Origin of the sequence: Bacillus sp. cl95, from assembly GCF_900115925.1 — a bacterium.
In the GTDB taxonomy this organism is placed as follows: domain Bacteria; phylum Bacillota; class Bacilli; order Bacillales; family Cytobacillaceae; genus Neobacillus_A.
The window spans coordinates 1-25205 of record NZ_FOYF01000007.1 but is presented as its reverse complement, the minus strand read 5'-3'; the positions used below and the strand labels follow the sequence as shown (position 1 = coordinate 25205).

Sequence of the window (25205 nt, the reverse complement as noted above, 5' to 3'; positions counted from 1 at the left end):
TTGGGTCTAGCACCTTACTTCACCCAAACACCACTACCATTAAAGTAGTACCTTTTGCCGTTTATGTAAACCCAACCGGTTTTCATTGCTCCGCTGCCATCTAAATAGTACCATTTGCCGCCGGATAATAACCAACCAGTTTTCATTACACCGCTACCATCTAAGTAGTACCATTTGCCGCCGGATGACAACCAACCCGTTTTCATCACTCCGCTACCATCTAAGTAGTACCATTTGCCGCCGGATAATAACCAACCAGTCTTCATTGCTCCACTGCTATCTAAATAGTACCATTTCCCGCCTGACGATAACCAACCGGTTTTCATTGCTCCGCTGCCATCTAAATAGTACCATTTGCCGCCGAACGATAACCAACCAGTCTTCATTGCACCACTATCATCTAGATAGTACCTCTTTCCACCATCCGATAACCAGCCGGTTTTCTTTACTCCGGATTCGTAATAATACCTCTTACCATTCTCGGAAATCCACCCCTGCTTGGATTTCACAAATGATATTTTTACAATTTCACTTTTGTTTCCAGCTTGATCGGATACAACAACACTTAACTCGGTGCCCGCGGATTGTACAGGGATCGTTACCGAAAACTTTCCTTCTAGTCCAACATTCCCTGACCCTACTACTCGTCCATCTTTTCCAATTACTTCAACAAGCGCGCCAACTTCCGCCTTACCAGTAACCGTAACACTTTTGTCGGTTACTTCATTTACAACCGGTTTTAATGGCTCTGTGACATCTTTAACCACCACTACTACCGCTTCACTAACATGGCCAGCTTTGTCAGTTACAATCAAAACTATCTCTGTTCCATCTGTTTGGACCGGGATCTGGACAACAAATTGACCATCCTTTTCAGTTTCAGCCGTTCCTATCACTTTACCTTCTACTTTTACATCTACCTTAGATCCTGCTTCCGCTGATCCCGTCACCACTGAATCCTTATCAGTAACGTCATGTACGGTTGGTTTTTCAGGAGCAGTTACATCCTTAACCACAACAACCGTTGCTTCACTTACGTTTCCTGCCTTATCCGTTGCAGTAATAACCAATTCGGTACCGGCTAATTGAAGCTCAATGCCAATAAGAAATTCCCCATCACCTGAAGTAGTACCTGTTCCAATAACGGAATCATTTACTTTCACTTCAACTGTTGACCAAGCCTCGGCTTGACCTTGAACTGCAACATCCGCATCGGTTACAACGTTAACCTTTGGTTTGATAGGTGCGGTTGCATCTTCTACAACCACCGATTTCTCATTGCTGATGTTCCCAGCTAGATCCGTTGCCGTAATAACGATTTCCGTGCCTGGCACTTGTAGAGGAATATACACTCTGAATTGATCGTCCCATCCTGCATATCCTGCATACCCTGTACCAATCACCATACCATTTACCTTTGCTTCCACCTTTGAGCCTGTTTCTGCAAGGCCTGTTACCTCAAGCATCGCGTCCGTTACCCGGTTTGCTGTGGGTGTAGTAGGAGCTGTTTTATCAATTGTAAACGTTAATGTTGTGAAATTACCTACTGAATCAACTACTCCTAAAGTATGCGTTCCTTCGAGATCCACAACCGTTCCGCTAATAAAAGAATTCCCATTAAGCGTAGCAGTTCCTTCATTAAATGTAATTTCAACATCCTTGTTGTAAAGTCCGTTATCGTTAACTCCATTAACAACGGGCTTCGTTTTATCAATCTTAAACCGGATGATTGTTTCATTTCCAACCGTATCGGCAACCTTTAGAAGATAGTCTCCTTCGGCTTTTACCGTTGTCCCACTAGAGAACTCAGACCCATTTAATGTAGCCAAACCATCATTAAATGTAATAAAGCGATCATGATTATAAACGGCATTGTTTTCTACTCCATATACTGTCGGAGCCGTATTATCTACCACCGTTACAACCGTCCATTCGCTTTGATTCCCTGCTACATCTTCACTATGAACATTGATCATTTTGCCAACTCTTTGAACGGGAATCGAAATACTAAATTCTCCATTCTCATCCGCATAAGTTGAGCCAATTTCGTTATACAAGATTTGCGCAATCACTTTGGTATGTGGTTCCGTTTTTCCTGTGATAACGGATTGGTTATCGCCTACTGGATCGACTCTTTCCAAGATCGGCTTCACCATATCTACATTCGATATCTCAATTGTTTTCGCGGAGACATTACCAGCAAAATCTTCAACTACAAACGTATAGGCCCCATTATCAAAATAGGACTCGTAAGCATGAATACCTCCGATATATTTATTCTCTGGAGTTTTCACACGTTCAATCCCGAAGTTATCCTTAAAATCAGCCCTTAATTTTACAAAATCATTGATTGGCTCTGTCGTACCTAGACTATAAGTAATTTCAGGAGCTGTCTTATCGATTGTAAAATGAACGACCGTTTCGTTTAAGGAAAAGTCTGTAACCGTTAAATCATAAGCACCTTCATTTTCAACAACATAACCACTTTCAATTTCAACGCCATTTAACGTGGCAGTACCTTCATTAAAAGTAATGATTTTAGCAGTATTATAGAAATGACTATTCTCAACCCCTGTTACCACTGGTGCTTCTTTATCCACAGTAGGCGTCTCAGGATCAGGCTGCTGTAAATAAGGTTGATAGTTTATATAACTCGCTGAAGCTAAATCGTCATTTTTATCAAAAATCATTTGTTCAATAAAACTTTCATCCGTTGTTCCCCAAAAATTATTAACAGCTGTCATTTTAGCCATATTACTTCCACGACGTAAGACGAGGGTTTGCTTAATGGGATCATGATCATCAATAAAAGAGTTCTTTGAAACAATCGTTTCGGACGTGTCATTGCTTGCCCAGTTTTCAACCGCATAATTGCTATTATTAAAAAAGAGATTATTAGTGATATAGACTTTTACATTGTTGCTTGTTCCAACACTAATCCCCTTACTATTAATAAAAACATTTCTTTCAATGTAGACATCACTTGTTGGATACCATAAATATGAATAAGACTCTAAATTAACTAACCTTGAATCTCGCAAAATTAAACTTCCATAGACTGCGTTCCCCGTAGGTTGATAAAGGCTCCCACCATTGAGGTTGGCATGTTCTACATGAATCAAATGCCTCCCTAAATTACTTTCACCAGGATCAATGTTTACATGATCAAAATGAATCTCTAAATTTGTGTTTCCGACTGCTTTCAGATTTCCATAGACTCTGATTCGGTAGTTCGTTCCCTCGACCACAACACCCGGCTCAATCGTTAAGGTAACATCATTCGCAATCTGGATATCTCCTGTCAGATTATAAGGCGAACCCTCTTTTGTCCAAGTAGTGTTTTCTTTTATGATTCCACTCACATTTGTTCCAGTCTCTTCAGCACTTACATTAAAATTAAAACCTGAAAATACCAGAACAAGTGTCAATAGTAAACTTATATAACGTTTCACCCATTTCCCCCCTGAATATCTCTAACAAATAACCATACTTTAAATACTTTACAAATATAACATATAAAATGGGAATTTTAAGTAGTTCGAATACAAGTATCTGTTTGTAAAAAATCCCTACCAAATCTATAACCTTTTCACTCCAATCCTTCAAGCAGATTGTACGTAAACTGATGTCTACAGCAACAGTGAAAATCTAATTGCCTATTACAATAAGAAGTTCCTGACGGTCTACTTTGCAGAGCTTTATAAGATGGGTTTTAGCGTAGAAGAAAACTCAGATTCATCCCTATGAAAAAAATAATAGAATTGTTTAGACCAATGAAAATGTCTGGTATTCCGCACGTGAGATTTGGCAACCTTTGATTCTTGGAGTATGTAAAGAATGACCATTCTAGAAACCAGTGTATGATCGTAGTTTGACACAGTAAAACCGTCATCATATAGTGAATTTAAAGGTATTGCTTTTCAAAAGGAATACTAATTTTAGACAAGAGAATGATAAAGTCTAATCTAAATATATTAATGACAGTCAATTTACCGATTAAACTTGAAAATCTACAGGAACAAGCCATTCGCAACTCTATCAATTTATTGATAATGAAGGTAGCAATTAATAAGAGGTGTTTTACATTGGTGAATGTTAAAGGGATGAAAACAACTTGAATAAAAAAATGAAACAGCAAATGAAAGAATCAAAGAATGAAGCTCGAAATAGAAAGAAACTAAAGAAACAGATGTCGCCCAAAGAACGTTTTGAGTTTCAAATGCAGTTAGAAGAACAGCAAAGGTTAGAAAAACAGAAGTCACAAGGTCCATTCGTTGATTTGCAAAACGAGACAGAAAACACTCTAAAAGAGTTAGGAATTCGTACATCAAATGGTCGTTTCTCATGTGACAACTGCGTGTCGATGCGGCCAGGAGATTATTGTGCTATCTATAAGAAACGGGTCCATAAATCTAACTACTGTCAGGAGCATGAAAAAATACCTGTTGTCATTTACTATGGTGGATCTGTGTCACCACGATGATTACTTCACCCTACCTGGGCCAAGCACACTGGCTAAAGAATACTTTTGTTGGGGAGTTAATAGAAATGTACTATATATGGATATTCCTTTCACTTTTAGTTTCAGCATGGCTCACCTGTTTTTCCTTTCCGAGCCCATTTGGTGAATTCCCCCTTTTTGGTGATGTTACAACCTTAGTATTCATTCCCGCTTATTTTGTCTTATATAGCGTCATTCTAAATGTTTTGATGTGGATGCTAAAAAACAGAAGGCTGAAAGTAATAGTTTTGCTCCTCGTATTAATGTTACTTGGTGTCTCTTCCGTATTATTATTAAGACAGAACTATAGTCAATTTACTTCTTTTTTCTTAACCTTTACTGGACTCATTTTTGGTTTCGCTCATTTTTCTTTATCAGAGGTTTTACGAAGAAGGCGACAAAAAATTAATAGAATATCAATCTCCTTTCTTCAAAAAGATTAAATTCAAGGACTTACATTAAGGTCCTTGATTCTATATGATTTATCAACAAAGGGCGACACAAAAGGAGTGGCCTTATTGACCACTCCCCCAAAATTTATTTAATCCAAACACCGTTACGGTCAAATCTATAACCGTTTACTGTCGTGTTAACAGCCATTTGACCGTTAGAGTAGAAGAAGTACCATTTCGTGCCTAGTTTCAGCCAACCTGTTTTCATAACACCACTACTGTCTAAGTAGTACCATGAAGTACCAACATTTAACCAGCCTGTTTTCATGACACCGTTGCCATCAAGGTAATACCACTTGTTGTTAACTTTCTCCCATCCAGTTTGCATTACTCCGTTTGCATCAAGATAATACCATTTGACACCATCTTTAACCCAACCAGTTTTCTTTTCACCAGTTTGCTTATCGAGAAAGAACCACTTTCCTGTTTCTTTGTACCAACCTTTATTTATAATGCCATTGGTATAATGATAGGTTTTACCGCCATCTACAACCCAGCCATTAAGAACAGACGAAACAACTACCTTTGTTACAGCACTTGTATTTCCTGCTTGGTCAGTTGCAGTAACATCTAATATTAATCCGACTGGATAAGCATTAGGTAGACGTATACTAAATCTTCCATCTGGACCTGCACTGCCCGTGGTAATTAATTCCCAATTCGATGACACTTCAATTGTAGAACCTGGTTCTGCTGTTCCCGTAAGCAAATTATCATTGTTATCAATGCGGTCAACTTTTGGTGCAGCTAGTGGTGATTTATCAATCGTAAACTTCACTGTAGTTTTGTTTCCTGCTGCGTCGGTCACAACCAATATATAAACTCCTGCTGTTTTTACCACTGTCCCACTCACCAATGTTTTTTCATTCAATGTGGCCGTTCCTTCATCAAAAATGACTTTCACATCTTTATTATAATAAGCATTATTTACGATTCCGCTTACTTTCGGTGCCGTTTTATCAATTGTAAACTTCACAGTCGTTTTATTCCCTGCTTCATCCGTAACTACCAAAAAATAAACACCTTCAGCTGACAAAACTATTCCACTTTCAAAGGGATCACCATTCAATGTAGCCTTTCCTTCATTAAACGACACGGTAACATCTTTGTTGTAAACGCCATCGTTCTCAATTCCGGTAACTATTGGCGATACCTTATCAATCGTAAATTTCACCGTAACTGAATTCCCTGCTTCATCCGTAACTACCAACGAATAAACACCTTCAGCTGACACTATTGTTTCACTCTCAAAAGGATCACCATTCAATGTAGCTTTTCCTTCATTAAAAGACACGGTAACATCTTTATTGTAAATGCCATTTGTCGCTACTCCAGTCACTATCGGCGATCGCTTATCAAGTACCGTAATGATTTGCGGAACACTTACATTATTAGAAGCATCTGTTACATATACAGTTAATTGAGTATCGGCTCTCTGTTGAGGTATTTCAATACTAAAGGTTCCATCCTCAGCTAATCCGCTATACTTTTCATCACCAACCTCAACTGTTACAGTTGAACCTGCTTCTGCATCCCCAGTTACTATAGTATCTATATCAGATACTTCATTGACTATAGGTTTCAAAGGAGCAGTTTTATCTATCACTACTGTTGTAGTAGCTTCACTTGTATTTCCAGCTTTATCTGTAGAAGTAACAACTATTTGAGTTCCTGCTTTTTGCAATGGAATCGGTACTATAAAATCCCCTTTCTCGTCTGCCACACCTTTGTAGTGATCGGAACCGATTTCAAAAGTAATTTCTGCTCCGCCTTCCGTTGAACCTCGAACTTCTTCAGATGTTTCTGTTATCTCCTCTACTTGAGGAGCTTCTGGTGCCGTTACATCTGCCACAATTAATTCTTTTACTTCACTTCCATTATTATTTGTTGCTGATATAGTTAGCTTCGTTCCTGCTACTTGTAAATCGATTGGTACCATGAAATATCCCTTAGCATCTGCGAGAGCTGAATAAACTTTGTCTCCTGCTTGTATCGTCACTATTGTTTCTGCTTCCGCTTTCCCTGTTACTTCCAAAGACTGATCTGTTATCGGATTGACTGTAAATACAATCTCACTCGGAACAAATTTTGTTTCAAGAGCGTATTTTCCGTAACCATACCATCCATAGAGATCGATGTAGTAAGTTCCGGGTTTAAGTGTTTTCGGGTCCCCTTGAATCCCTATAGTTTCACCAGTACTATTTATAAGGTATCCATATCCAAAGAGAGAGCTGTCCTTATTAAAATTAAGACTAAAATCTCCTTCTTGGGTAACTTGAATCTTAAAATAATCATGTGTATCAATTCGGTCCCCAAAGGAATCATACGAACCTAAATATCCATATGCCGTTGTATTCAGATCCACATTTTCGGCCTGATCAAGACTGTCATTAGGCTCTGCATCTTTCTTATCATCAGTAGTAAACTCAGGATTGAGCGTATAAGATCCACATCCTACCGACCTTTTAACTTGAATGTAATAGGTACCTGGCATAAGCTGTTGTGACTCACCAAATGACTTACCATCGCTGTTGACAATATAGGCATTTGCGTAGAACCAACCAAGGTATTCAAATTTTAAGTTTAATAGTCCTTCTTCACTTATGTTTATTTTAAAATAATCGATGGTATCGTAATCACCCTTGTCATATGAGCCTAGGTGTCCATACTTATTCTCATTCAATGTTAAGGTTTCAGCTTGCTCAATGCTGTCGTTGTTTTCAACATCATTGGAGCTAAACGCCGTAAATTTAGGATAGAGCGTATATGCGCCAATTCCTTGGTAATATCGATACCTTTCTACTTGAATATAATAGGTACCTGGCATGATTTGTTCAGACGAACCAAATGATTCACCTTTTTCATTCACGATATCTACCTTGGTATTCCACAAATCATGAGATGAAAGCTTTAAATCTAAAAATCCTTCTTCATTTACCTTTATTTTAAAATAATCCATATTATCGTAATCATTTTTATCACTAAAATAGGAACCTAAATATCCGTACTTAGCTGTATTTATCCCTATCTCTTCGGCCTGATCCAAACGATCATTTTCCTCAGTGTCATTATGCTCAAATGGTATAAACTGTGGAGTTAATGAGTATTTCCCTATTTTTTCTTGCTTTTTGACCTCAATATAGTAAACACCTGGCATTACGTTTAGAGAAGAACCGAGGGATTCCCCTGCACTATTCACGATGTTTGCCCTTGGCCACCAAATATTATCATCCGCTACAAAATTTAATTTTAATAGACCCTCTTGAGTCACATTAACCTTAAAATAATCAACATCCTCATAACCCAAACTCCCTAGAATGCTTTCGTTTACATTCAGCAGTTTTGCTTCGGATAACGTATTATTAGGCTCACTTGTAAATTCTAGTTTGTTGCTTATAATGTCGACACCATTCTTGAACATCCTCTGCAATAGATCAAGCGAAGCATCATTTAATGGATTATTATTCATACTTAAAAACACTAATCTTTTTAACGATTGCAATGGAGATATATCTATGATAAAGTTATTGTCTAATTTCAACTCTTTTAAATTGACCATATATTTAAGTACTTCGATATCGCTGATATTCAGATTTGATAAATCCAGCTCGACGATTTTTTTCAAATCATTATATGTAATATCCCCAGTAGGCTTACTAATCTTTTCGCGAATCTTTTGTTCTATTACTTTATCTTGTATATTAACTGTCTCTGATTCTTGTCCATCAAGTACAGCTTCATCTGTTCCAAACACATTTTCTTTAGCCTCTTTTTCTACTTCGCCTCTCATTATTTCTACTGTATCTGATAATGCATCCATATCAGCTTGAAAATCAGCGAGTTCCTCATCATAGGCTTCTATTAAACTCTCAGTGTACGAAGTATAATAGGGTGCCTCCTTGCCATCTAATTCTTGATAAATACTATAAACAAGTTTTCTTATCCTTTCTTCCGTTTCTTCCCCTTCTTCTTCACTATTATTTGTACTTATCTCTGGAGTAGAAATATCATCGAATGATCTTAATTCTGCACCGTTTACTACCGTTAAACTATCATCTACTCTAATTACGCTTCCTTTTTGAAACGCGTTAGAATAAAATTTATAGTTTGCTATATACGGCAGAGAAATGAAATTCCAATCTGTTATATCAAGTTCTCTATCGTTAGATAAGAAACCAAAAGTTAAGATCTTCATAGCTGTTAAAGACTTCGGTTCATCCGTTTCCAAATAGGCATTGATCTCTTTTGCTGTAGAAATAGTAGACTCTATCGTATCTAACCTTTCCTCCGCCTTGTTTAAATCTTCAATGGTTTGGACTCCCTTAAAAGCATCTTTAAAAACACCTAGACCTAGTCCTTTCTCAACGCCTTCTGTTGCACCCTCTACCACGGCTTCTTTTATTATCTCCTTGTCACTTTCTCCAAACCAAGCCTTATACGCTACTGAACCAAATGGAAGCTCTTTTAGTCCAGTCCAAGTCAATAGTTCAGCATCAGAGTAAAGTCTCACATTCCATGTGTCCTGTGTGACTTCTAGTCCAAGTAATTCTTGATAATCTTGCCATTTATCCTTAAAATGAACATCTATATTTGCAGCTTCTCTCAATTCTTCGTTATCAATTCCACTTGCAAAGGCCGAATAGGGCACCACATACAGTATCGATATACAAAAAATACATAAAATACTTATAATTCTCTTAGCTAACCTCTTCCTCTTCTTTGTTACAGACAATACTGTCTTATTCATGTTAAAACTCCTTTTCACAATCTTTAAAATTGATTTATCAACAACTGAATACCCTTTCTAATTGCAAAATTACAATTAGAAAATACATATTCTATAAGGATTACTTAGGAAACCGCCAAAATATTAAAGCTTTAAACTACCTACTCAATCCAATAATTAACATATTAATATTATACACTTTTTGAAAATTTTAGGTATAAACCCAAAACAGCAATGTTGAATCTGTATAAAGAACTTTTTTGAAACTGAATGAAGGACCTTGAGAATTACCACATTTATCTTCTAAAACTCTCCTAGGCGATTGCCATATGCGGCCTGTCATGCTCAATTCCGCCCATAAGCTCTGTATCTTCTCAGATAAATCGCCAGCCTGCCCACATACAACTTGGTTCAATCCCTTCCATTTATGTGAGAGAAATAGACTTGAAGATGTCACCGGAGCTTTGTAAAAAGGACTTTGTCATGATCAATGAGGCAAGAAGTTATAACATGTAGATTAATCAGATGAACGGTGCATTTAGCTTTTTTATAACAGAAGAAGCTAAATGCACCCTGTTCAACCAAGACAAGCATAAGAAAAAGCGCGCAGGAAACGATTGGCTTTCTTCGATGCGCTTGGTACTGATTCAGAACAAAAAAGAGAAGTGCGCAAACACTTCTCCTGCAATCTTTACCATCAAACCGTATGTGGGGTCAGGCACCTTATTAGGCACCTTATTATCGTTAGATAAGAGCACGCTTAAGTGTTTTAGTCGTTCGTCCATTAATATATCCCAGATGGAATCCCTCATGATATTGGCAGAAACTTAAAACTTCTCCAAGAGTTTCTTGAGGATTTCCATATAAATTAAAAGTGTTTTTTGTTTTTTCTTCAAAAGAACGACCTTCAAGATGTTTTTTTATGTGATCTATTTGACCTTTAAACATACCAGTTAGTTCCTCTAAACTAGGTGGTTGTGTTGTCCAATCAGCTGGTTTAGAACCTGATTTGAACATTTCAAAATGCTCAGGAGATAAATACATCGGTATTCCAGCGAAGTTAAATAAAAAAGCGTCTGCTACTGCTATAATATGACCAAGATTCCAGCGAATTGTATTTTTGTACCCAGCTGGCATTTCATCAGCTATTTCCTCTGTAATCGATTCGATTGATTTGATTGTAATTGCTCGAATCACTTCAAACTGTATTAATTGCTTTTCAGTATTCATCTAACTACCTCCGAAATTAATTTCATCGAAACTATAATTGTATAGAAAATAGGAGCAAATTATTTTGTAGTCACAACTCGTGTTAACCCATTAATAACACCTTGATGTAATCCTTCATGCCAGATACAGAATATTAATGCATCGCGTACTGTTTCTAGTTTATGCTCTCCAGAAACAACAAATGGTTGCAACAACTTTTCATCCAGCGAATTTTGGAATGTCTCAACAATTAATTTTCCATGTTTATCAAGCTCTCCGGCAATTTCCTCTAATGAAGGAGCATCAGTCGTCCACTCACTTGGTCTGGTACCTTGACTAAATAATTGCATGTATTTCGGGTCTAGCTTACTTTCTTTTCCAGCAAGTTGAAATACTAATCCTTCATAGGCCGTTAAAATATGTCCATAGTTCCAACGAAGTGTGTTGCTAAAACCAGTTGGTTGGATGTCAGCATGTTCTTTTTCTAGTTTTTGTAAGTTACTTAATGTGAACCCACGAAAAAATTGAAGTTGTTCAAAGATTTTATCCATTATCGTTCCTCCGTATCTTGTTCAATAATTATGCCTGATGCCATGCACCTGGGTTTTTACCTTCAACATATTGCTTCAGAATGTACATAAATGAACCCCATGTTGTATTGGTCCTTCCATAGACTCAAATCCAGAATGATTAAAGTTTACAATCGTTGCTCCGTTTTCATTTACACTCAAATCGAATCGAATTTTTGTGCCTTTCCATGCTGGCATATCATGCTGAGCCGCCCATTCCACTAATTTACCAGGTTCAAGTCGATCTATATGCAGTTGGAAAATAGCTTTACGGTTATAGAAAGCAACTTCTGCAATGCTCCCTACTTGTGGTTCAAATTTAGCATCGGTTGACCACCAGCCTTTAATACCTTCTGTAGTGGTAATGGCTTCATATACTTTCTCAGGAGTTGCGTTAATCATGATTTGATGTGGCATGTTTATCATTATAAGTCCTTAGTTTCTTCGAAAAAATCGACTAAATTCATCAAAATAAAATCTAATATTTATATTCGTTAATCTTACTTTTTTACGTTATACTAAATATTCTTTAAAGCTACCTTCTAATGAACTTGTCCAACCATGGTTATGATTTTTAGCTTCTTCTTCACTTGGAAGGTCTGTATGAGTAACGATCACTTCAGTTGAGTCACCATTCTCACGGAAATCGATCGTTACTTTTGTGGTTGGAAATTCTGCCTTTCCATTTTCCCATTTCCAAGTAAATACTAATTTTTCATTAGGAGTGATTTCTAAATAGTGACCTGTAAGAACAAGATTTTGTCCATTTGGATTTTGCATAATGAACTTATATTTCCCATGTACTTTTACGTCCATTTCTTCAATGGTTGTATGATATCCTTTAGGACCCCACCATTTCTTTAACTCTTCTGGCTTTACCCATGCACCGAAAACTCGTTCTCTTTTCACAGGATAAGTGTGATTTAATTGTAAAGTAAAATCATGTACTTCATTCATTGTGATCATTTTTATTTCCTCCATTTTCTTCTTCATTTAATAAATACTTTTCCAAACTTGATAATTGACCTTCCCAAAATGACTGTAAGTCATTTAGCCATTTTGTAGCCCCAAAAATCGTATTTGGGTGAAGATAATAAAACTTATATCTTCCCACCTTTCTGAATGAAACTAACCCTGCAGTTTCTAAAACCTTCATGTGCTTTGAAAATGCAGGTAAAGACATATCAAAAGGTTCTGCTAATTTTTTTACTGTTTTCTCACCCTTAGATAGTTCTTGGATGATGGCTCTTCTTGTTGGATCTGATAAGACTGAAAAGACTTGGTCAAGGTTGTTATTATTATAGTTAACCATGCGGTTAACTATAAAACAAAAAAAGACATAATGCAACTTCTATTTAGAAAATTTTCAATTGAAAATATGTGACCAAATGATGGCTGTCTGTTTAAGAAGGTTTTTAATTAGACGAAGTAAATTGAATGATGAACAGAGAATCCTTTTACGGTAGTCATCTCTTATTTTGATAACGAAGCAAGATAGTGAAAGATAGGTATACTAAAATAAAGCAAAAAGGAGGACGTTGAAATGGTCATTCAATCTAATATGTCGCCAAAATCAATTGTTAATGTTTGGGGAGATACGGCAGATGTTTTCAAAAAGTATAAAGTACCACTTACAAAACAATCCATAGAAACAGTGGTACAAAACGAACTTTTATCTTCACTACTTCAAGAATTAAATTCAGTTGTCGGTAGTTCTACTGCGACTTGCATAGAAGGTGGTTGACAAATGTCATCAAAAAAGGAGTAGGTTACTCCTTAATCGTTTTTATTGAAGTTACAGGTGCTTTAGCGGCTGGATGAATCAGGAGTCACCACACCAAAAAGTCATGGTCCCGGTGGAATGGGAGGTCCAGGCGGAGAGCAAATACCTCGAGGAAAAGGAAACCCTGGGGATATGTTATCCACTCTAGATTAGGAAACACGTGAAAAGCTCAATCGATTATGGAACAAGACCGAAACGATACCATCACCCAGCAAGGAGCCCAGGAACAACTGGCAGAACTGGGAGTGGAGATGCCTCAAAGACCATAGCAATACTAAACCAAAAAAAGGCCATTAATTTGAAGGCCTTTTTTAGTTTTATTCGAATATTACTATGGGCTTCCAAGCCACTTATCATTACGAGACGATTTAGCTACTTCAGCTACTACTCTATTCTTAATACCATAATAAGATCGCCTTTTTGAACTTCTTGTTTATGTTCAGCAATAATCTCAACTACTTTTCCTGATATCCCTCCTAATACATGTGTTTTTTCATAAATAAAACTACTTCCCATTTTATGAATGACTGCCACGGTGGCATCGGCCTTAACGTGATCTCCAATTGCTACAAATTTCTTATTATCTCCAAAGCTAATCATTTGATGAGGGTTACCGTTATCCAAATACAGTTTCCCTTCCCCAGGCGCCCTAACGGCATGATAGGTATCAATGACTGTTTTTACTCTTGCCAAGGCACCAAGAGATTGAACACTAGCCAATACTTCATCTGCTTCTTCCATCGTTCCCTGGGACATGATCGTTGCCGGTAAACTAGTAACTAGTTCTCGTGCCTCTGCTAATGGAATCGATAGTACGTTTTTTAATTCTTTTATTAATTGATATTTGTCATTACCATAAGTAAATAACACAACATCATATTCTTCCACATTCCCCTGCTCAGTTTCCACTTCCTCTGGAACCTCTAAATCATAAAAAACCGATTCGTTCACCATTTTTAGATTGACAAGTAACTCCACAACAAAATCAAATAAGTTTACTTCGATGTCTGTATTGATATAGGCCATGTTCTTTAAGTAATGGTGTACCATTGATAGTTGGATATCTCTTTCATTATAAGGTACTTGTGCAGATTCAAATTGAGCCATCACGGTTTCAATTATGTATTTTTCATCTGCATTTAGTTTTGATACCTTCTCCACACCCTTAATAATCGATGCTTCATAAGGTTCAATCCTTTGAAGGCCATCTAAAGAAACTTCTTCAAACAGTCTATCCATCAACTTTGGATGATCAATTAAATAACCATAGAATTGGTGAGCTGAAATTACTTGTTTGATTGGCAACCCAATTTCACCAAGAGCGGATTTTAACAGCATGAGATCCGCAGTAGACCAACTACCTTTGGTTCTACGTAAGAAATCATTTGCAATGCACACGATTTTCTCTTCATCAGATAACATTGCATATTCTCTACCGTCATACACCTGGTATTCGATCGTGGCATTCCAATGCAATAATTCGAGATTTCGTTCCACCTTATCTAGCCGTGCTTCTAGCATCACAATATCCGAACGGGTTTGCTTGAAAAAAGCACCTAACATTTTGTATATTTGATTAAATTCTTCATCCATTTCTAAAACAATCGTATTTAGCTTATTATTAACCGCTGTTACTAAATCAAATGTAAGAAGGTTTTGTTCTGCAAGCTTTTGAATGGTTTGCTGAGATGCATATTGTGTTTTTGCAATGTCAGCGTCGATTTGGGCTCTAAGCTTTTGGTTTTTACCGGTAAAGTTGTTCCAGTGGCGCTTAATAAACCCTTGTTTGGCTAGCTCCTTTGCTCTTCCCTCACTGGCAGCTAAAGCTGTTACTGAATCAAACGTCAGTTTATTAATCATAGAAGCGTTGTCTTTATGTAATGCAATCGTATTGTCAATCAGTAAATCAATTTCCACTCGATCTGTCTCAGAAACTTCCAATCTCTTAGACAACACCAATAATTTTTCCACAGTTCCATCTCCCTTAACTCATATCTTCTAACAAACGATGTGTTTCATTTTTAAATTCCGCTCTCTCATTTAATAATTCTCTTCGTTTGGCATTAAAACTCAGTTCACTAGCCTTTAATTTATACAATCTATTAGCTACATTCAGTTGTGTACTTGCCATATCAAATATCGGATTAAGGATTCTGATCGTATCTTGATAACCTTGTTCCATTCTTCTTCTAGAACCCGAAGGAGTAAAGTCTAAAGTACCGTTGATAAAACCACCTTGAGAATCCTGAGGAACAATTTCAACAATTTGTGCTTTTGGATACTTTTTAACATCAATCATTTCTGATTGATTTAAATGTATAACGAAAATAAAATCACAGCCATGATCATAAAGGGGCTGTATTGGAATATTATCTCCAAAATATGGGAAACCACCATCCCAATATGGTACACCTTCTATCTTTTCCGCATCGAATAGAAAGGGAATCGCAGAAGAAGCAAGTAAAATAGATTCTATTTTTTCCCTTTCTTGATAGTTTAATGGAAAATACTCTACTTTTAATGTTCTAGCATTAAGACAGGTGGAAAAGGTAGTAATTGGGGAAGTAGAGACCTTAGATAGGTCTACATCACCACGAATGATTTTCAGTAATCCAGCCCTTGAAAACCATCCATGCCCGACTATTTTCCCACTAAATTTTGCAAATATTTGTGTTAGTGGAGAAGGAACATATTTCAATGCTTGCGCTATAATATTTTTCGGATTAGGAGTTAAGATTTTTTCGGGACTGATTTGCAACCACACTTTTTCTGCTACCTCTAAGTTACCTTGCAAAAATAGTGCTGCATTTAATGCCCCAACGGAAGTACCTGCTACCGCATTAACGTTTTGTTCAACGCCAAATTCTCTTAACGCCTTCCAAACTCCAATATGATAGGCACCCTTCCCTCCGCCACCTGATAACACCAATCCTATTCTTTTCATATAAGGTCACCGTTCTTTAAGAATTACAGTCCAATATTCCTACTGTTACATTCATTTTATTACAAGGTCTCTCACTATTAAATAACATTATAGGATAAAATTAGAATTTAGAATGAATGTCTTAGCTGTTCATAATTCTTAAATAAGCCGCTACAAACAACATATGATGAATGAGCATCGGAGTTATGAGGAAAGAGACCTATTAAATATATGGTGAAGAGTACTAATAGACAAATAGGCTTCCAATACTTTGGAAGCCTTCTATTCTATGTATGGGGAACTTTAGTCTTCATTCTCATTTTGATTCATTTCTTGCAATCTTCTTATGCATTTGTTTCCATTTTATATGGATTTTACTGTAATTCTATAATAATATTAGTATTTGTTGATCAACAACTTAGAAGGTACAGAAGGGGGATAAAAATGAAAAATAAAAAGAAACCAATTTTGAAAATTATTTTAGGAATCTTTGCTACATTAGTAATTATTATTACTGGAATACTTATCTATTCGTTTAAAGAAACTGCAAAATCTGAAGAAATGTGGGCTTTCCGTGAAACACTGGATGATACATATTTCCTTGCCGAAGATGCAGTAATGAGCTGTATTTTTGAAGGTGATCTTGAAAATGCTTTTTCATGCAAAAAGGCGGATATTAATAAGAAAATAGAAGATACCAAGTTAAGGGTTTCAAGTTACGTATTAAAAAACGAAGATTCAAATGATTTAAGGAAAATAGTAATGGAAAATGTTACGGTTATTGAAGATATCCTCCGAATTAACGCTGAGTTAGATCCAGAAAACAAAGATACCTTTGTTCCGTTAAGTAATGAGTTATTTGATAAGAAGAAAAAGCTTATGAGTAACAGAAAGAAAATTATAGATATATTAGATAAGTACTATGACTAAGGATAAGGGAGCTAAGAGCTCCTTTTTTGTATGTATAATTTATTTTAGAATAATAAATTTATAAGTTAATTCATTCTAAAAACATTTTTATAGATTGATGGTATATTTCTTTTGATGTTGGGATTGTTCAGCTTCTGCGGCTACCTTTGCTTCAGCGTCCGCTTTAGCCGCTTCCTCTGCTTCTTCTTTTGCTTTTTCTTCCGCTAAACGTTTTTCTTCGGAAGCCTTTGCTTCAACTTCTTTCTGTTTCCGCTCATCTTCTTGTATTTTAAAACACCGAGCTGCTTCATCTACTTTCGCTTGTAATTCTTTATTGTTGGTTTTAAGGCTTGCGACCGTTTCTGTTTTAGTATTCAGTTGATGCTTTAATTCAGTTGCCTTAGCATTCGCAAGATCCATCTGCTCTTGTGAAGGACCACCAATCGCTCCAATACTAAGAGCAATCAATGCAGTTAATATATACTTCCATCTCTTTCTTAATACTTCTAACACAACTTTCACTTTGTAATTCCCCCTGGAATTTTTCATAGATGCTAGTCCTCCAATGGGGTCAATCACCTTGATTAATAATATAAGGATTAAAGGATGCGTTTGTGCGTTGTAAAGACCAAATTCCAGATTCTTTACGATACTCTTCTAATCCTTTACCTCTTCACCGTACGTGGGGTCAGGCACTAGGATTTGCGGCATAAGGATATTTAAATAGGGAATATTAAAATGAGATGTTTTCTTGAGAAATTCTTACTTAATGAAATATTTATGACAAAGTGTATTACGTCTTGTGATAGATACATGATTTTTAAGTTTGGCTATTAATGACTTAAAAATCATATAATTCTTGAATATTCTTTGTTACTTTCTAAATACCTTGGAAATCGGGGAGATTGATATGTTTTTGTGGATATTATTGGGGATTAGCTTACTTATTACAGTTTTTCTCATTTATCGTTCTTTTGGGCTATTAAAAATATTCCATTGGTATGAACTTATTATCATATTTCTCTTTATTGCTTCTGTAAATTCTTGGTGTTTTGGTTTGTATCAGTCTGCTTACGAAACCTTAAATATTGTAAGAAAGCCAAAAGAATACATGATAGCTTATATCCAATTTGTTCTGTTCTTTCCAATATCACTGCTATGGATAGCAAGTTTAATTAGAAGAAAGGTATCTCTCCATTATATAATCGGATTCTTCTTAATTTGGTGTACAGCTTATGTCTTGGTTTTTGAATTTGATGCTTTTTTTAATGTTTTGAAAATAAAGCATTCACATTGGTATCCTATACTCATTTCATTTGGATATAACATAACAACCATTGTATTAACTTATTTTTTTATGAGATTCTTAAAAGGACATTTAATTAAAGAGGGGAAATGGAATGGATAATATTGTAGAAATACTACTTAAGATTTATGAACCTATTTCCCCAAAACACTTTGACAAAAATGAATGGTGGATTATTAGTTTATTTTTTTTCATTGGTTTTATAGTGTTTTATCTCCATAAGAAGTCTCGTTTGGTAACAACATCTGAATTATTATTAATTTTCTTTTTAAATATTTACCTCGCTTCATTAGGAGATTATATTCTTGCAATGGATCCAGTAGATCTTTATGACACAGTGGATTTAAATAGCGGGGAATTATTTGATATACCATTACACATGATCATATATCCAGGAACAATTTATATTGCATTACACTTCTATTTATTAATAAGACCTAAAAAGTCATATTACATTGTCTTCTGGGCTTTACTTCTAACATTTTTAGATTGGATTTCCACACACTTCTTTCACTTATATACTTATAAAGGCTGGAATCTGAGATATAGTTTTTTAGTTTATTTAGTCATTATGACTGTAAACTTGTTATTGTTAACAAGAGTAAGAAAATCATTTAGTAAATTCAGATAAGTAATGGAACAAAGAAATAATGATTTTTCCTTTACCCCAAAAATTACACTGAATAACTTGTAAAAACCAACTTAACTACCATAACTAAATACCATTTCGGGATTCTTCCCTTAATAAAAGTAATATCAAGGAACTCTCACCCGTGAATGCGGTTATGCGCCTGAATTCGTCGACCGTTTCTTGCTTACCGTACGTGTGGTCTAAAGTGCTTTTCTTTGGTGACCGTCGATTTATTTAATTGTATAGCTGACCAAATCGATTCTTCTGTGATCGATGGACTATCAACAAGATCGCAAATCGTTCGAGATAATCGGATGATTTTCAACTGTGTTCTGTTGCTCCAGTTCTTCTTCACCGATAACTGTTGCAGCATGCGTTTCTGACCTTCCCCGAGCCCACATTTCTTGAGAAGCAACTGGCCAGAAACTCTTCCATTACAGATTTCTCTTTCATAACGTTCGTATTGACGCTCTCTCGCGTTCTCTACACGTCGACGTATAATATGGGATGATTCTTCATTCGTAATTCCGCCTTTTAAATCAATCGGGGTGAGAAAAAGTGAAATATCAAAACGATCCCTCAATGGTCCAGAAAGCTTGTTTTGATAGGAATTAATTTGATTCGGGCTACAAGTACAATAGTGATTATTAGAACCAGCATACCCACATGGACATGGATTCATTGCTCCAATAAGAATAAAAGAAGCAGGGTAGGTTACAGAAGCATTGGTTCTCGAAATGGTTACCTCTCCTTTTTCAAGGGGTTGCCTGAGCATATCTAGCGTTTTCTTAGAGAATTCGGCAATTTCATCTAAAAACAAGACTCCCCTATGTGCCAGAGATATTTCACCCGGCTTTGGGTAGGTGCCACCTCCAATAATAGAAACGCCTGAGGCAGAATGGTGAGGGTTGCGATATGGAGGTAATTTCGAATGAAGATGTGAACTGCTACTTAGTTGATATATACTTATCATTTCTAGTTGTGCTTCTTTTGATAGATGAGGAAGAATAGATGGAAAACTCTCAGCAAGCAGACTTTTCCCACATCCTGGTGGACCGCTCATGAATAAGTGATGTTCGCCTGCAGCAGCTATTTCCAACGCTCCCTTGGCATAGCTATGACCAACGATTTGTTGAAAGTCTGTATGCTGTAAAGGTACTTCTTGCTCTTCTCTTTTCTGTATAAAAGAAAGTATTTCCTGTCCTGACAAATGCTGAATAACATCTTTAATCGTAGACACATATACAACTTCCATTTCTTCAAATTCCAAGGCAGGCAAATGATCATCATACGGAAGATACAATCTATCCATCCCCATCTTTTTCGCTGCAATAACGGCAGGAAGCATTCCCTCCACTGGTTTTATGCTGCCATCAAGAGATAATGCTCCAATGAAACCAACCTTGTCAGAAATCCGCGATTTAATTTCTCCCAAACTAAGTAAAATGCTAATAGCAATTGGTAAATCGAACATCGGACCATTTTTCTTTTGCTCGGAAGGTGATAGATTAATGATGATTTTTTGACTTATCGTGTTATAACCAATTGTATGAAGAGCTGCAACTACTCTTTCTCTCGATTCCTTAACAGAAGCATCGGGCAATCCAACAATGACAAACAGATCAGGACCAGGTAAAACTTGTGCCTCAACGACTAAACGATAGCCTTCCATTCCCTTCAATCCTATACTATTTACTTTAGAATACATGGTTGTTCCTCCGTATTCGTATTTTTTCTTTCTATAAATTTTCTATATTCTTGATGAAATGGCTCATTAAAATAAGAGAGAGTTTTATCTTTATAGACGTGAGGATTAATATGAGGGGTCACATAAGAGGAGTAACTGCTCCACTTATAATCTTCCAACTTTCTTACCATCTTGGCTTCAAAAGGGTTTCTATGGATATATCGGCTAACTTCTAAAAAGTAGTCACTTGTCTCAATTAAACGCGCACCATATCGTCCTTGAAAAACATGGCCCTCGATTTTTAGACGAATATTCAAATAAACGGCATATCGAGAATGGAGTTCTTTCATTATATATTGGATGTGATATAAAGTGGTTTCTAACTGGAGATGAATGTGGTTGGTCATTAAGCAGTAGGAATGGAGAAGAAACGGATACATAGAACGGACATCTTCAAGAATTCTTAAATACTCTAGATAATCTTGCTTATCGATAAAAATTGCAGCACGACGATTTCCCCGAGCTACAATATGATAAATCGCACCTGGATACCAGACACGAAGCTGCCTGGGCATATAATCACTCCTCCCATAAAATTAGAACATTCGTTCTAAACTAATCATAATCAATCCTATGAGATAGGTCAATGAAAACGCAAAATATTTGTTTCATACTATTCTTTACAACCGACCTCTAAAAATCTTCCCCACATGATAAATCTGTCGCACTGGGAAATGAATAGTCGTATGTGGGGTTAGGCACCTTGATTCTTTTCACTCCACATCATCCGTCATATCAACCATTTTCACCTTTATCTGAAACCCTTCAAATGCCCCTATCATTTGGCCTAATTGATTCCATGTATATGACTTGCCATCGATTATAACCAACGGGTTACTTTCGTTGCATTCATCATATTCCAATCTTCCAACAAACTCATCCATTTCAATACTCTCTATCCTTTGTCCATTCGGAAACTTACTTATCGTGACATAAGATCTGGATATCCCGCGTTTCACTTTGTCTAGCAATTAAGGAAGTACTGTGTACCATCTTTAAATTTCTTCTCCACCGAAGTGATGTGATTTCCTTCTGTGGAGAAACAGCTAGTCTTCAAACGGATTACAGAAAACGGTGTTCTCTTAAAAAAGTATTCAAAACTATTTATCAAAAAATGATCTATCAACTTGATAGTTAGCACTTTAGTTCTGCACCGCATTCGGGGTCAGGCACCCGGATTCGAGGCACCTTATTTTGAACTCCCCTACTGATAAGCAAATGGGGCAGGCACTTTTATTCTAGAAAGAAACCGAATGAAATCGGAAATAAATTCTTAGAATTTGTGTTCAAGCATATATAGTATCAGGAGGTGTCTTTAATGAATTACTATTTTTTAATTTGCTGTTACTTGGTTAGTTCTCTATGTACATATGTCGGTATAAAATTTCTAACACCCTTTAAAATAAAGCACCTATCTGAAGTTGCAACGATTCTAAGCAACGCTTTTAGTATTATAAAGGCAGGAACTTTTGATAGTTTTTTCTTAATGACAATAATCTTCATAACCTTTTTGGGGTTAGCTTTATCAGTAATGATTGGTTACCAAGTAATTGGCTCTGTATTAGGTCAATCTGTTATGAAAAAATTACTCTTAGCAATATTTAGTATGCTACTATTCCTAAATGCAGCTATTTCTTTGTATTTACTTTTATTTTTGATTCTATTTTTTATTTTTTTCGGAGTTTTAATATTTCTTGTGGTAAATTATTCAGAAAGCAATCACAATGGTACCGTATTTGTGCGTAGGCATTTTCGTAATGGCCGCCCTGTTAAAAGCCACACAAGGAAAAGGCCTAGGCGTTTCTAAAAATAGAAGGACACACCTTCTTTTGTTCTATAAAGGAAAATTAATAGATTCCCAAACCCCAAAAGTAACAAAGATACCACGGATGGCCATATGTAAATCAAGGATCAGCAAAGTGAGGAAAATTCTTTAATCCCCTTCCCATACTAATGTCAGCTTCAAAATGTGGTATCAAGTCCCCTTTCTTGAAACGTGCATGTGAAAAATAGACTGATCCTTGAATCCTTTTCTTAATCTCCCCACACTTTTCCACTACATTACTCGTGTTCTCTCCTTCACAACGAACAGCTTCATCGACTATAATGTTTTTCTCTGTTGTAATCTCTGTAGTAATCTCTGAAGTACTCTCTGGTATTGCTTTGGTCAGGCATCCCTCAACTATTGAGCATTCTGACTCACTAGATTGGTCAATTTGAGCAATGGAAGACTCCATATCGGAATTCTGCAATTCTACGACTCTTTCATAATCAATCGTATACCATTTCGTCTTGTCGATCTTAAGGGAATTCCAATTCCCTGTAAGGAGAAAGCCCTGTTTCTCTAATGAACGAATGGTACGCTTTATGGTACTCTCTGACCAAAATGGCATCTGATTATGCCATTCCTTATATGTATTATAAATCCATTTTCGCCCTTCAATCACATGCTTGCTTGAGCATAACCAATAGTGAATCTGCTGAAGCACGACCGCTTCGTGCAAACCAAGTTTCAATGCCAACTCAGGGATAATCATGACCGGTCTCCCGCTTATCAATAACTTGCTCATCCAACTTTCCTCCCTTTCGACCAACCCATTACGCCGTATCCTTTGGTGTTACCAAGTTGGTAATACCAAAGGATACTGTTGCATCTACCTTTTATATAAGAGGGTCAAAACGAAAAGGACATGGTAAGAGAAGATTATTTTTCAAAAAGAAAGATGTAGAAAAAATGGCTGGATTGGGTACCTTTATCATTTTCTGAATAGAAGGTTGCTATGATAACATTAGGGTAGAGATTGGGCTAACTTGCTTGGATTAAATTTATTGAAGTTCATACATACTTTTGATGCAGTACTTACTAAAGTCTTAAACCAAAATGAGAAAAACGATAAGGAGGAACGAACATGACAAAGAGTAATAAGGAGCTGTCACTAGAAGAACGCGAGGAATTACTTAGTGTATTGAAAGAACGTTTTGAGAAAAACATGATCCGTCATGAAGAGCTTGAATGGGTTAAAGTCGAAGAAAAGCTGGAAAAGAGTCCAGAAAAACTGTGGTCGCTCCATGAAATGGAAAGAACGGGCGGTGAACCAGATGTGGTATACCATGATCAAAACACGGGTGAATACATTTTTTATGACTGTTCAACGGAAAGTCCTAGTGGTCGCAGAAGTCTTTGTTACGACCGTGTAGCGCTAGATTCAAGGAAAAAACATAAGCCAGAAAATAGCGCAATGGATATGGCTGCTGAACTGGGCATTGAGCTTTTAACGGAAACACAATACCGGGAGTTGCAGACACTCGGAAATTTCGATTTGAAAACATCGAGCTGGGTGCAAACACCTCCTGAAATTAGAAAACACGGCGGGGCCATCTTTTGCGATCGTCGCTATGACACTGTCTTTATGTACCACAATGGAGCAGATTCTTACTATGCTGCCAGAGGTTTCCGTGGCTGGTTAAGGGTCTAAATTTCTGAGAACGTGAACCTAAGGTAAAAAAAGAATAATATTTACGAGCTCAAATAGCTACTTATCCCCTATTTGGGCTCTTTCTTTTCCACTGCAGTACATGTGGTTTCTACCAATTTAAGAACAGCTTGCCCGACTATAATTCTTTCTCTGTTGTAATCTCTGAAGTACTCTCTGGTATTGCTTGGGTCAGCCTTCCCTCTACTAGAGAGCATACTGACGTGCTAGGTTATTCAATTTGAGCCATGGAAGACTTCAATTCGAAACTCTCTCATTTTGCGGCTTTTTCATAATCGATTCGTATACCATTTCGTCTTGTCCATCTTAGTGGAATTCCCATTCCCTTAAATGCGATAGCCCTGCCCCCTTCGTGATTACGGCCATAGAAATATACCATCTCTGACATAGTTTTTACCACCGAATAACAAAGAACGTACCAAAGAATGACAGACTGTTTACCACTGCAACCCATCTGGTGATAAAAGATATAAAACCATACTTTTGAGAATGAAAATGTTATAAAAAATTTATTGATTTTCAATAAGATCAGTCTTCTGCAATCGGTCCAGATTAACTCTTTTATTACGTATTAGACTTAAACTGCGACATTAAATAAAAAAGAGAGGGATTCTAAAGTATGTTAGAATCCCCCTCCATATCATTTAATCAGATTCGAATCCAATAGCTTGGACAAACTGACAATCAACAACGATAAGTTGTCCTCCTTCTCTCTCAGAATTGAAGAAAGCACAGCAATTTTTTTCATCAAAATTTACAAAAACGAGATCTTCAAGGATAGTCCCACCTGATAAAAATAAATCTACTTCTGTATTTGTTGATAATTTTCTAAATTGATCACATGCGCATCCTTTGCAACGATGTTTACTTTCACTTTTCTTTCTACAATCTTCACATTCTTCGTGTCTCATTCCTTTTACCTCTCCTTTTTTTAAAAATAAGATACAATGACAGT

General features: G+C 36.5%; 24 protein-coding genes and 1 pseudogene. 9 read left to right on the top strand and 16 right to left on the bottom strand.

Annotated elements, in window-relative coordinates; genetic code table 11:
- Positions 1 to 14: 14 nt before the first annotated feature.
- The gene (locus BMZ31_RS20130) at positions 15 to 3452 is read right to left on the bottom strand and encodes an Ig-like domain-containing protein (RefSeq protein WP_139205973.1); all 3438 of its coding nucleotides are present in this window, start codon (positions 3450 to 3452) and stop codon (positions 15 to 17) included.
- Positions 3453 to 3977: 525 nt separating this feature from the next.
- On the opposite strand from BMZ31_RS20130, the gene BMZ31_RS20465 reads away from it, so the two are divergent.
- Positions 3978 to 4118 carry a hypothetical protein gene (locus BMZ31_RS20465; protein WP_175478163.1) on the top strand — a complete coding sequence of 47 codons (141 nt, stop codon included), beginning with the start codon at positions 3978 to 3980 and terminating at the stop codon, positions 4116 to 4118.
- Positions 4115 to 4483: a hypothetical protein gene (locus BMZ31_RS17315; RefSeq protein WP_090833196.1), complete on the top strand. Its 369-nt coding sequence runs from the start codon at positions 4115 to 4117 to the stop codon at positions 4481 to 4483. The genes BMZ31_RS20465 and BMZ31_RS17315 overlap by 4 nt, the downstream gene beginning before the upstream one ends.
- Positions 4484 to 5038: 555 nt before the next feature.
- On the opposite strand, the gene BMZ31_RS17305 is transcribed toward BMZ31_RS17315, so the two are convergent.
- The gene (locus tag BMZ31_RS17305) at positions 5039 to 9700 is read right to left on the bottom strand and encodes an Ig-like domain-containing protein (RefSeq protein ID WP_090833194.1); all 4662 of its coding nucleotides are present in this window, start codon (positions 9698 to 9700) and stop codon (positions 5039 to 5041) included.
- Positions 9701 to 9993: 293 nt separating this feature from the next.
- On the opposite strand from BMZ31_RS17305, the pseudogene BMZ31_RS21075 reads away from it, so the two are divergent.
- A pseudogene (locus BMZ31_RS21075) lies at positions 9994 to 10149 on the top strand (competence protein ComK); the annotation flags it as partial.
- 274 nt (positions 10150 to 10423) lie between these two features.
- Here the strand turns inward: BMZ31_RS21075 and BMZ31_RS17295 are convergent.
- From BMZ31_RS17295 to BMZ31_RS17275, 5 genes are all read right to left on the bottom strand, one after another.
- A complete protein-coding gene (locus tag BMZ31_RS17295) occupies positions 10424 to 10909 on the bottom strand; it encodes a DinB family protein (protein ID WP_090833192.1) in 486 nt (161 codons plus the stop codon).
- 59 nt (positions 10910 to 10968) lie between these two features.
- On the bottom strand, positions 10969 to 11439 hold the full coding sequence (locus BMZ31_RS17290) for a DinB family protein (RefSeq protein WP_090833191.1): 471 nt from the start codon (positions 11437 to 11439) through the stop codon (positions 10969 to 10971).
- A 75-nt stretch (positions 11440 to 11514) separates the two neighbouring features.
- Positions 11515 to 11883: an SRPBCC family protein gene (locus tag BMZ31_RS17285; protein ID WP_090833190.1), complete on the bottom strand. Its 369-nt coding sequence runs from the start codon at positions 11881 to 11883 to the stop codon at positions 11515 to 11517.
- Positions 11884 to 11970: 87 nt separating this feature from the next.
- Positions 11971 to 12423, bottom strand: coding sequence for an SRPBCC family protein (locus BMZ31_RS17280; RefSeq protein ID WP_175480304.1), 453 nt, complete (start codon positions 12421 to 12423; stop codon positions 11971 to 11973).
- Positions 12407 to 12769, bottom strand: a complete 363-nt coding sequence (locus BMZ31_RS17275) for an ArsR/SmtB family transcription factor (protein ID WP_090833188.1) — start codon at positions 12767 to 12769, stop codon at positions 12407 to 12409. Before BMZ31_RS17275 ends, BMZ31_RS17280 begins: the two co-directional genes overlap by 17 nt.
- Before the next feature lie 231 nt (positions 12770 to 13000).
- On the opposite strand from BMZ31_RS17275, the gene BMZ31_RS17270 reads away from it, so the two are divergent.
- Positions 13001 to 13201 (top strand): hypothetical protein, encoded by a 201-nt coding sequence (locus BMZ31_RS17270; protein ID WP_090833187.1) that lies wholly within the window; start codon positions 13001 to 13003, stop codon positions 13199 to 13201.
- Positions 13202 to 13624: 423 nt separating this feature from the next.
- Here BMZ31_RS17270 and BMZ31_RS17265 read toward each other — a convergent pair whose 3' ends face one another.
- Together BMZ31_RS17265 and BMZ31_RS17260 are read right to left on the bottom strand one after the other, a co-directional pair.
- Positions 13625 to 15211, bottom strand: a complete 1587-nt coding sequence (locus BMZ31_RS17265; RefSeq protein WP_090833186.1) for a ribosomal protein L7/L12 — start codon at positions 15209 to 15211, stop codon at positions 13625 to 13627.
- Positions 15212 to 15224: 13 nt separating this feature from the next.
- Positions 15225 to 16184, bottom strand: coding sequence for a patatin-like phospholipase family protein (locus BMZ31_RS17260; RefSeq protein ID WP_090833185.1), 960 nt, complete (start codon positions 16182 to 16184; stop codon positions 15225 to 15227).
- Between the two features lie 423 nt (positions 16185 to 16607).
- Here BMZ31_RS17260 and BMZ31_RS17255 point away from each other — a divergent pair, with 423 nt between their 5' ends.
- The gene (locus BMZ31_RS17255; RefSeq protein ID WP_090833184.1) at positions 16608 to 17093 is read left to right on the top strand and encodes a hypothetical protein; all 486 of its coding nucleotides are present in this window, start codon (positions 16608 to 16610) and stop codon (positions 17091 to 17093) included.
- Between the two features lie 87 nt (positions 17094 to 17180).
- Here BMZ31_RS17255 and BMZ31_RS17250 read toward each other — a convergent pair whose 3' ends face one another.
- The gene (locus BMZ31_RS17250) at positions 17181 to 17594 is read right to left on the bottom strand and encodes a hypothetical protein (protein WP_139205972.1); all 414 of its coding nucleotides are present in this window, start codon (positions 17592 to 17594) and stop codon (positions 17181 to 17183) included.
- Between the two features lie 388 nt (positions 17595 to 17982).
- Here BMZ31_RS17250 and BMZ31_RS17245 point away from each other — a divergent pair, with 388 nt between their 5' ends.
- Positions 17983 to 18480, top strand: a complete 498-nt coding sequence (locus tag BMZ31_RS17245) for a hypothetical protein (protein WP_090833182.1) — start codon at positions 17983 to 17985, stop codon at positions 18478 to 18480.
- Positions 18473 to 19009, top strand: a complete 537-nt coding sequence (locus BMZ31_RS17240) for a hypothetical protein (protein WP_090833181.1) — start codon at positions 18473 to 18475, stop codon at positions 19007 to 19009. Before BMZ31_RS17245 ends, BMZ31_RS17240 begins: the two co-directional genes overlap by 8 nt.
- Before the next feature lie 184 nt (positions 19010 to 19193).
- Here BMZ31_RS17240 and BMZ31_RS17235 read toward each other — a convergent pair whose 3' ends face one another.
- The 3 genes from BMZ31_RS17235 to BMZ31_RS20460 all read right to left on the bottom strand — a co-directional run bounded on the left by BMZ31_RS17235 (position 19194) and on the right by BMZ31_RS20460 (position 21727).
- Complete coding sequence (locus tag BMZ31_RS17235; RefSeq protein WP_090833180.1) at positions 19194 to 20717, bottom strand: YifB family Mg chelatase-like AAA ATPase; 1524 nt, start codon at positions 20715 to 20717, stop codon at positions 19194 to 19196.
- Positions 20702 to 21271, bottom strand: coding sequence for a transposase (locus tag BMZ31_RS17230; RefSeq protein WP_090833179.1), 570 nt, complete (start codon positions 21269 to 21271; stop codon positions 20702 to 20704). The genes BMZ31_RS17235 and BMZ31_RS17230 overlap by 16 nt, the downstream gene beginning before the upstream one ends.
- Positions 21272 to 21469: 198 nt before the next feature.
- Positions 21470 to 21727 (bottom strand): DUF7713 domain-containing protein, encoded by a 258-nt coding sequence (locus tag BMZ31_RS20460; protein ID WP_090833178.1) that lies wholly within the window; start codon positions 21725 to 21727, stop codon positions 21470 to 21472.
- Positions 21728 to 22074: 347 nt separating this feature from the next.
- On the opposite strand from BMZ31_RS20460, the gene BMZ31_RS17220 reads away from it, so the two are divergent.
- Positions 22075 to 22563, top strand: a complete 489-nt coding sequence (locus BMZ31_RS17220) for a hypothetical protein (protein ID WP_090833177.1) — start codon at positions 22075 to 22077, stop codon at positions 22561 to 22563.
- A gap of 97 nt (positions 22564 to 22660) precedes the next feature.
- Here BMZ31_RS17220 and BMZ31_RS20455 read toward each other — a convergent pair whose 3' ends face one another.
- Entirely contained in the window at positions 22661 to 23326 is a 666-nt protein-coding gene (locus tag BMZ31_RS20455; RefSeq protein ID WP_175478161.1) for a hypothetical protein, read from the bottom strand.
- 339 nt (positions 23327 to 23665) lie between these two features.
- On the opposite strand from BMZ31_RS20455, the gene BMZ31_RS17210 reads away from it, so the two are divergent.
- Positions 23666 to 24232 (top strand): DUF4256 domain-containing protein, encoded by a 567-nt coding sequence (locus BMZ31_RS17210; protein ID WP_090833176.1) that lies wholly within the window; start codon positions 23666 to 23668, stop codon positions 24230 to 24232.
- Between the two features lie 271 nt (positions 24233 to 24503).
- Here the strand turns inward: BMZ31_RS17210 and BMZ31_RS20990 are convergent, their stop codons facing one another.
- Positions 24504 to 24638 carry a hypothetical protein gene (locus tag BMZ31_RS20990; protein ID WP_302846860.1) on the bottom strand — a complete coding sequence of 45 codons (135 nt, stop codon included), beginning with the start codon at positions 24636 to 24638 and terminating at the stop codon, positions 24504 to 24506.
- A gap of 256 nt (positions 24639 to 24894) precedes the next feature.
- Positions 24895 to 25205: hypothetical protein (locus BMZ31_RS17205; protein ID WP_254778900.1), on the bottom strand; the 311-nt coding region annotated here is incomplete at its 5' end.

Bases quoted from the DNA above. Each gene is read 5' to 3' on its own strand.
- BMZ31_RS20465 (WP_175478163.1), top strand. From the start codon at position 3,978: ATGACAGTCAATTTACCGATTAAACTTGAAAATCTACAGGAACAAGCC.
- BMZ31_RS17305 (WP_090833194.1), bottom strand. From the start codon at position 9,700: ATGAATAAGACAGTATTGTCTGTAACAAAGAAGAGGAAGAGGTTAGCT.
- BMZ31_RS17295 (WP_090833192.1), bottom strand. From the start codon at position 10,909: ATGAATACTGAAAAGCAATTAATACAGTTTGAAGTGATTCGAGCAATT.
- BMZ31_RS17290 (WP_090833191.1), bottom strand. From the start codon at position 11,439: ATGGATAAAATCTTTGAACAACTTCAATTTTTTCGTGGGTTCACATTA.
- BMZ31_RS17285 (WP_090833190.1), bottom strand. From the start codon at position 11,883: ATGATAAACATGCCACATCAAATCATGATTAACGCAACTCCTGAGAAA.
- BMZ31_RS17280 (WP_175480304.1), bottom strand. From the start codon at position 12,423: ATGATCACAATGAATGAAGTACATGATTTTACTTTACAATTAAATCAC.
- BMZ31_RS17275 (WP_090833188.1), bottom strand. From the start codon at position 12,769: ATGGTTAACTATAATAATAACAACCTTGACCAAGTCTTTTCAGTCTTA.
- BMZ31_RS17270 (WP_090833187.1), top strand. From the start codon at position 13,001: ATGGTCATTCAATCTAATATGTCGCCAAAATCAATTGTTAATGTTTGG.
- BMZ31_RS17260 (WP_090833185.1), bottom strand. From the start codon at position 16,184: ATGAAAAGAATAGGATTGGTGTTATCAGGTGGCGGAGGGAAGGGTGCC.
- BMZ31_RS17255 (WP_090833184.1), top strand. From the start codon at position 16,608: ATGAAAAATAAAAAGAAACCAATTTTGAAAATTATTTTAGGAATCTTT.
- BMZ31_RS17245 (WP_090833182.1), top strand. From the start codon at position 17,983: ATGTTTTTGTGGATATTATTGGGGATTAGCTTACTTATTACAGTTTTT.
- BMZ31_RS17240 (WP_090833181.1), top strand. From the start codon at position 18,473: ATGGATAATATTGTAGAAATACTACTTAAGATTTATGAACCTATTTCC.
- BMZ31_RS17235 (WP_090833180.1), bottom strand. From the start codon at position 20,717: ATGTATTCTAAAGTAAATAGTATAGGATTGAAGGGAATGGAAGGCTAT.
- BMZ31_RS17230 (WP_090833179.1), bottom strand. From the start codon at position 21,271: ATGCCCAGGCAGCTTCGTGTCTGGTATCCAGGTGCGATTTATCATATT.
- BMZ31_RS17220 (WP_090833177.1), top strand. From the start codon at position 22,075: ATGAATTACTATTTTTTAATTTGCTGTTACTTGGTTAGTTCTCTATGT.
- BMZ31_RS20455 (WP_175478161.1), bottom strand. From the start codon at position 23,326: ATGAGCAAGTTATTGATAAGCGGGAGACCGGTCATGATTATCCCTGAG.
- BMZ31_RS17210 (WP_090833176.1), top strand. From the start codon at position 23,666: ATGACAAAGAGTAATAAGGAGCTGTCACTAGAAGAACGCGAGGAATTA.
- BMZ31_RS20990 (WP_302846860.1), bottom strand. From the start codon at position 24,638: ATGTCAGAGATGGTATATTTCTATGGCCGTAATCACGAAGGGGGCAGG.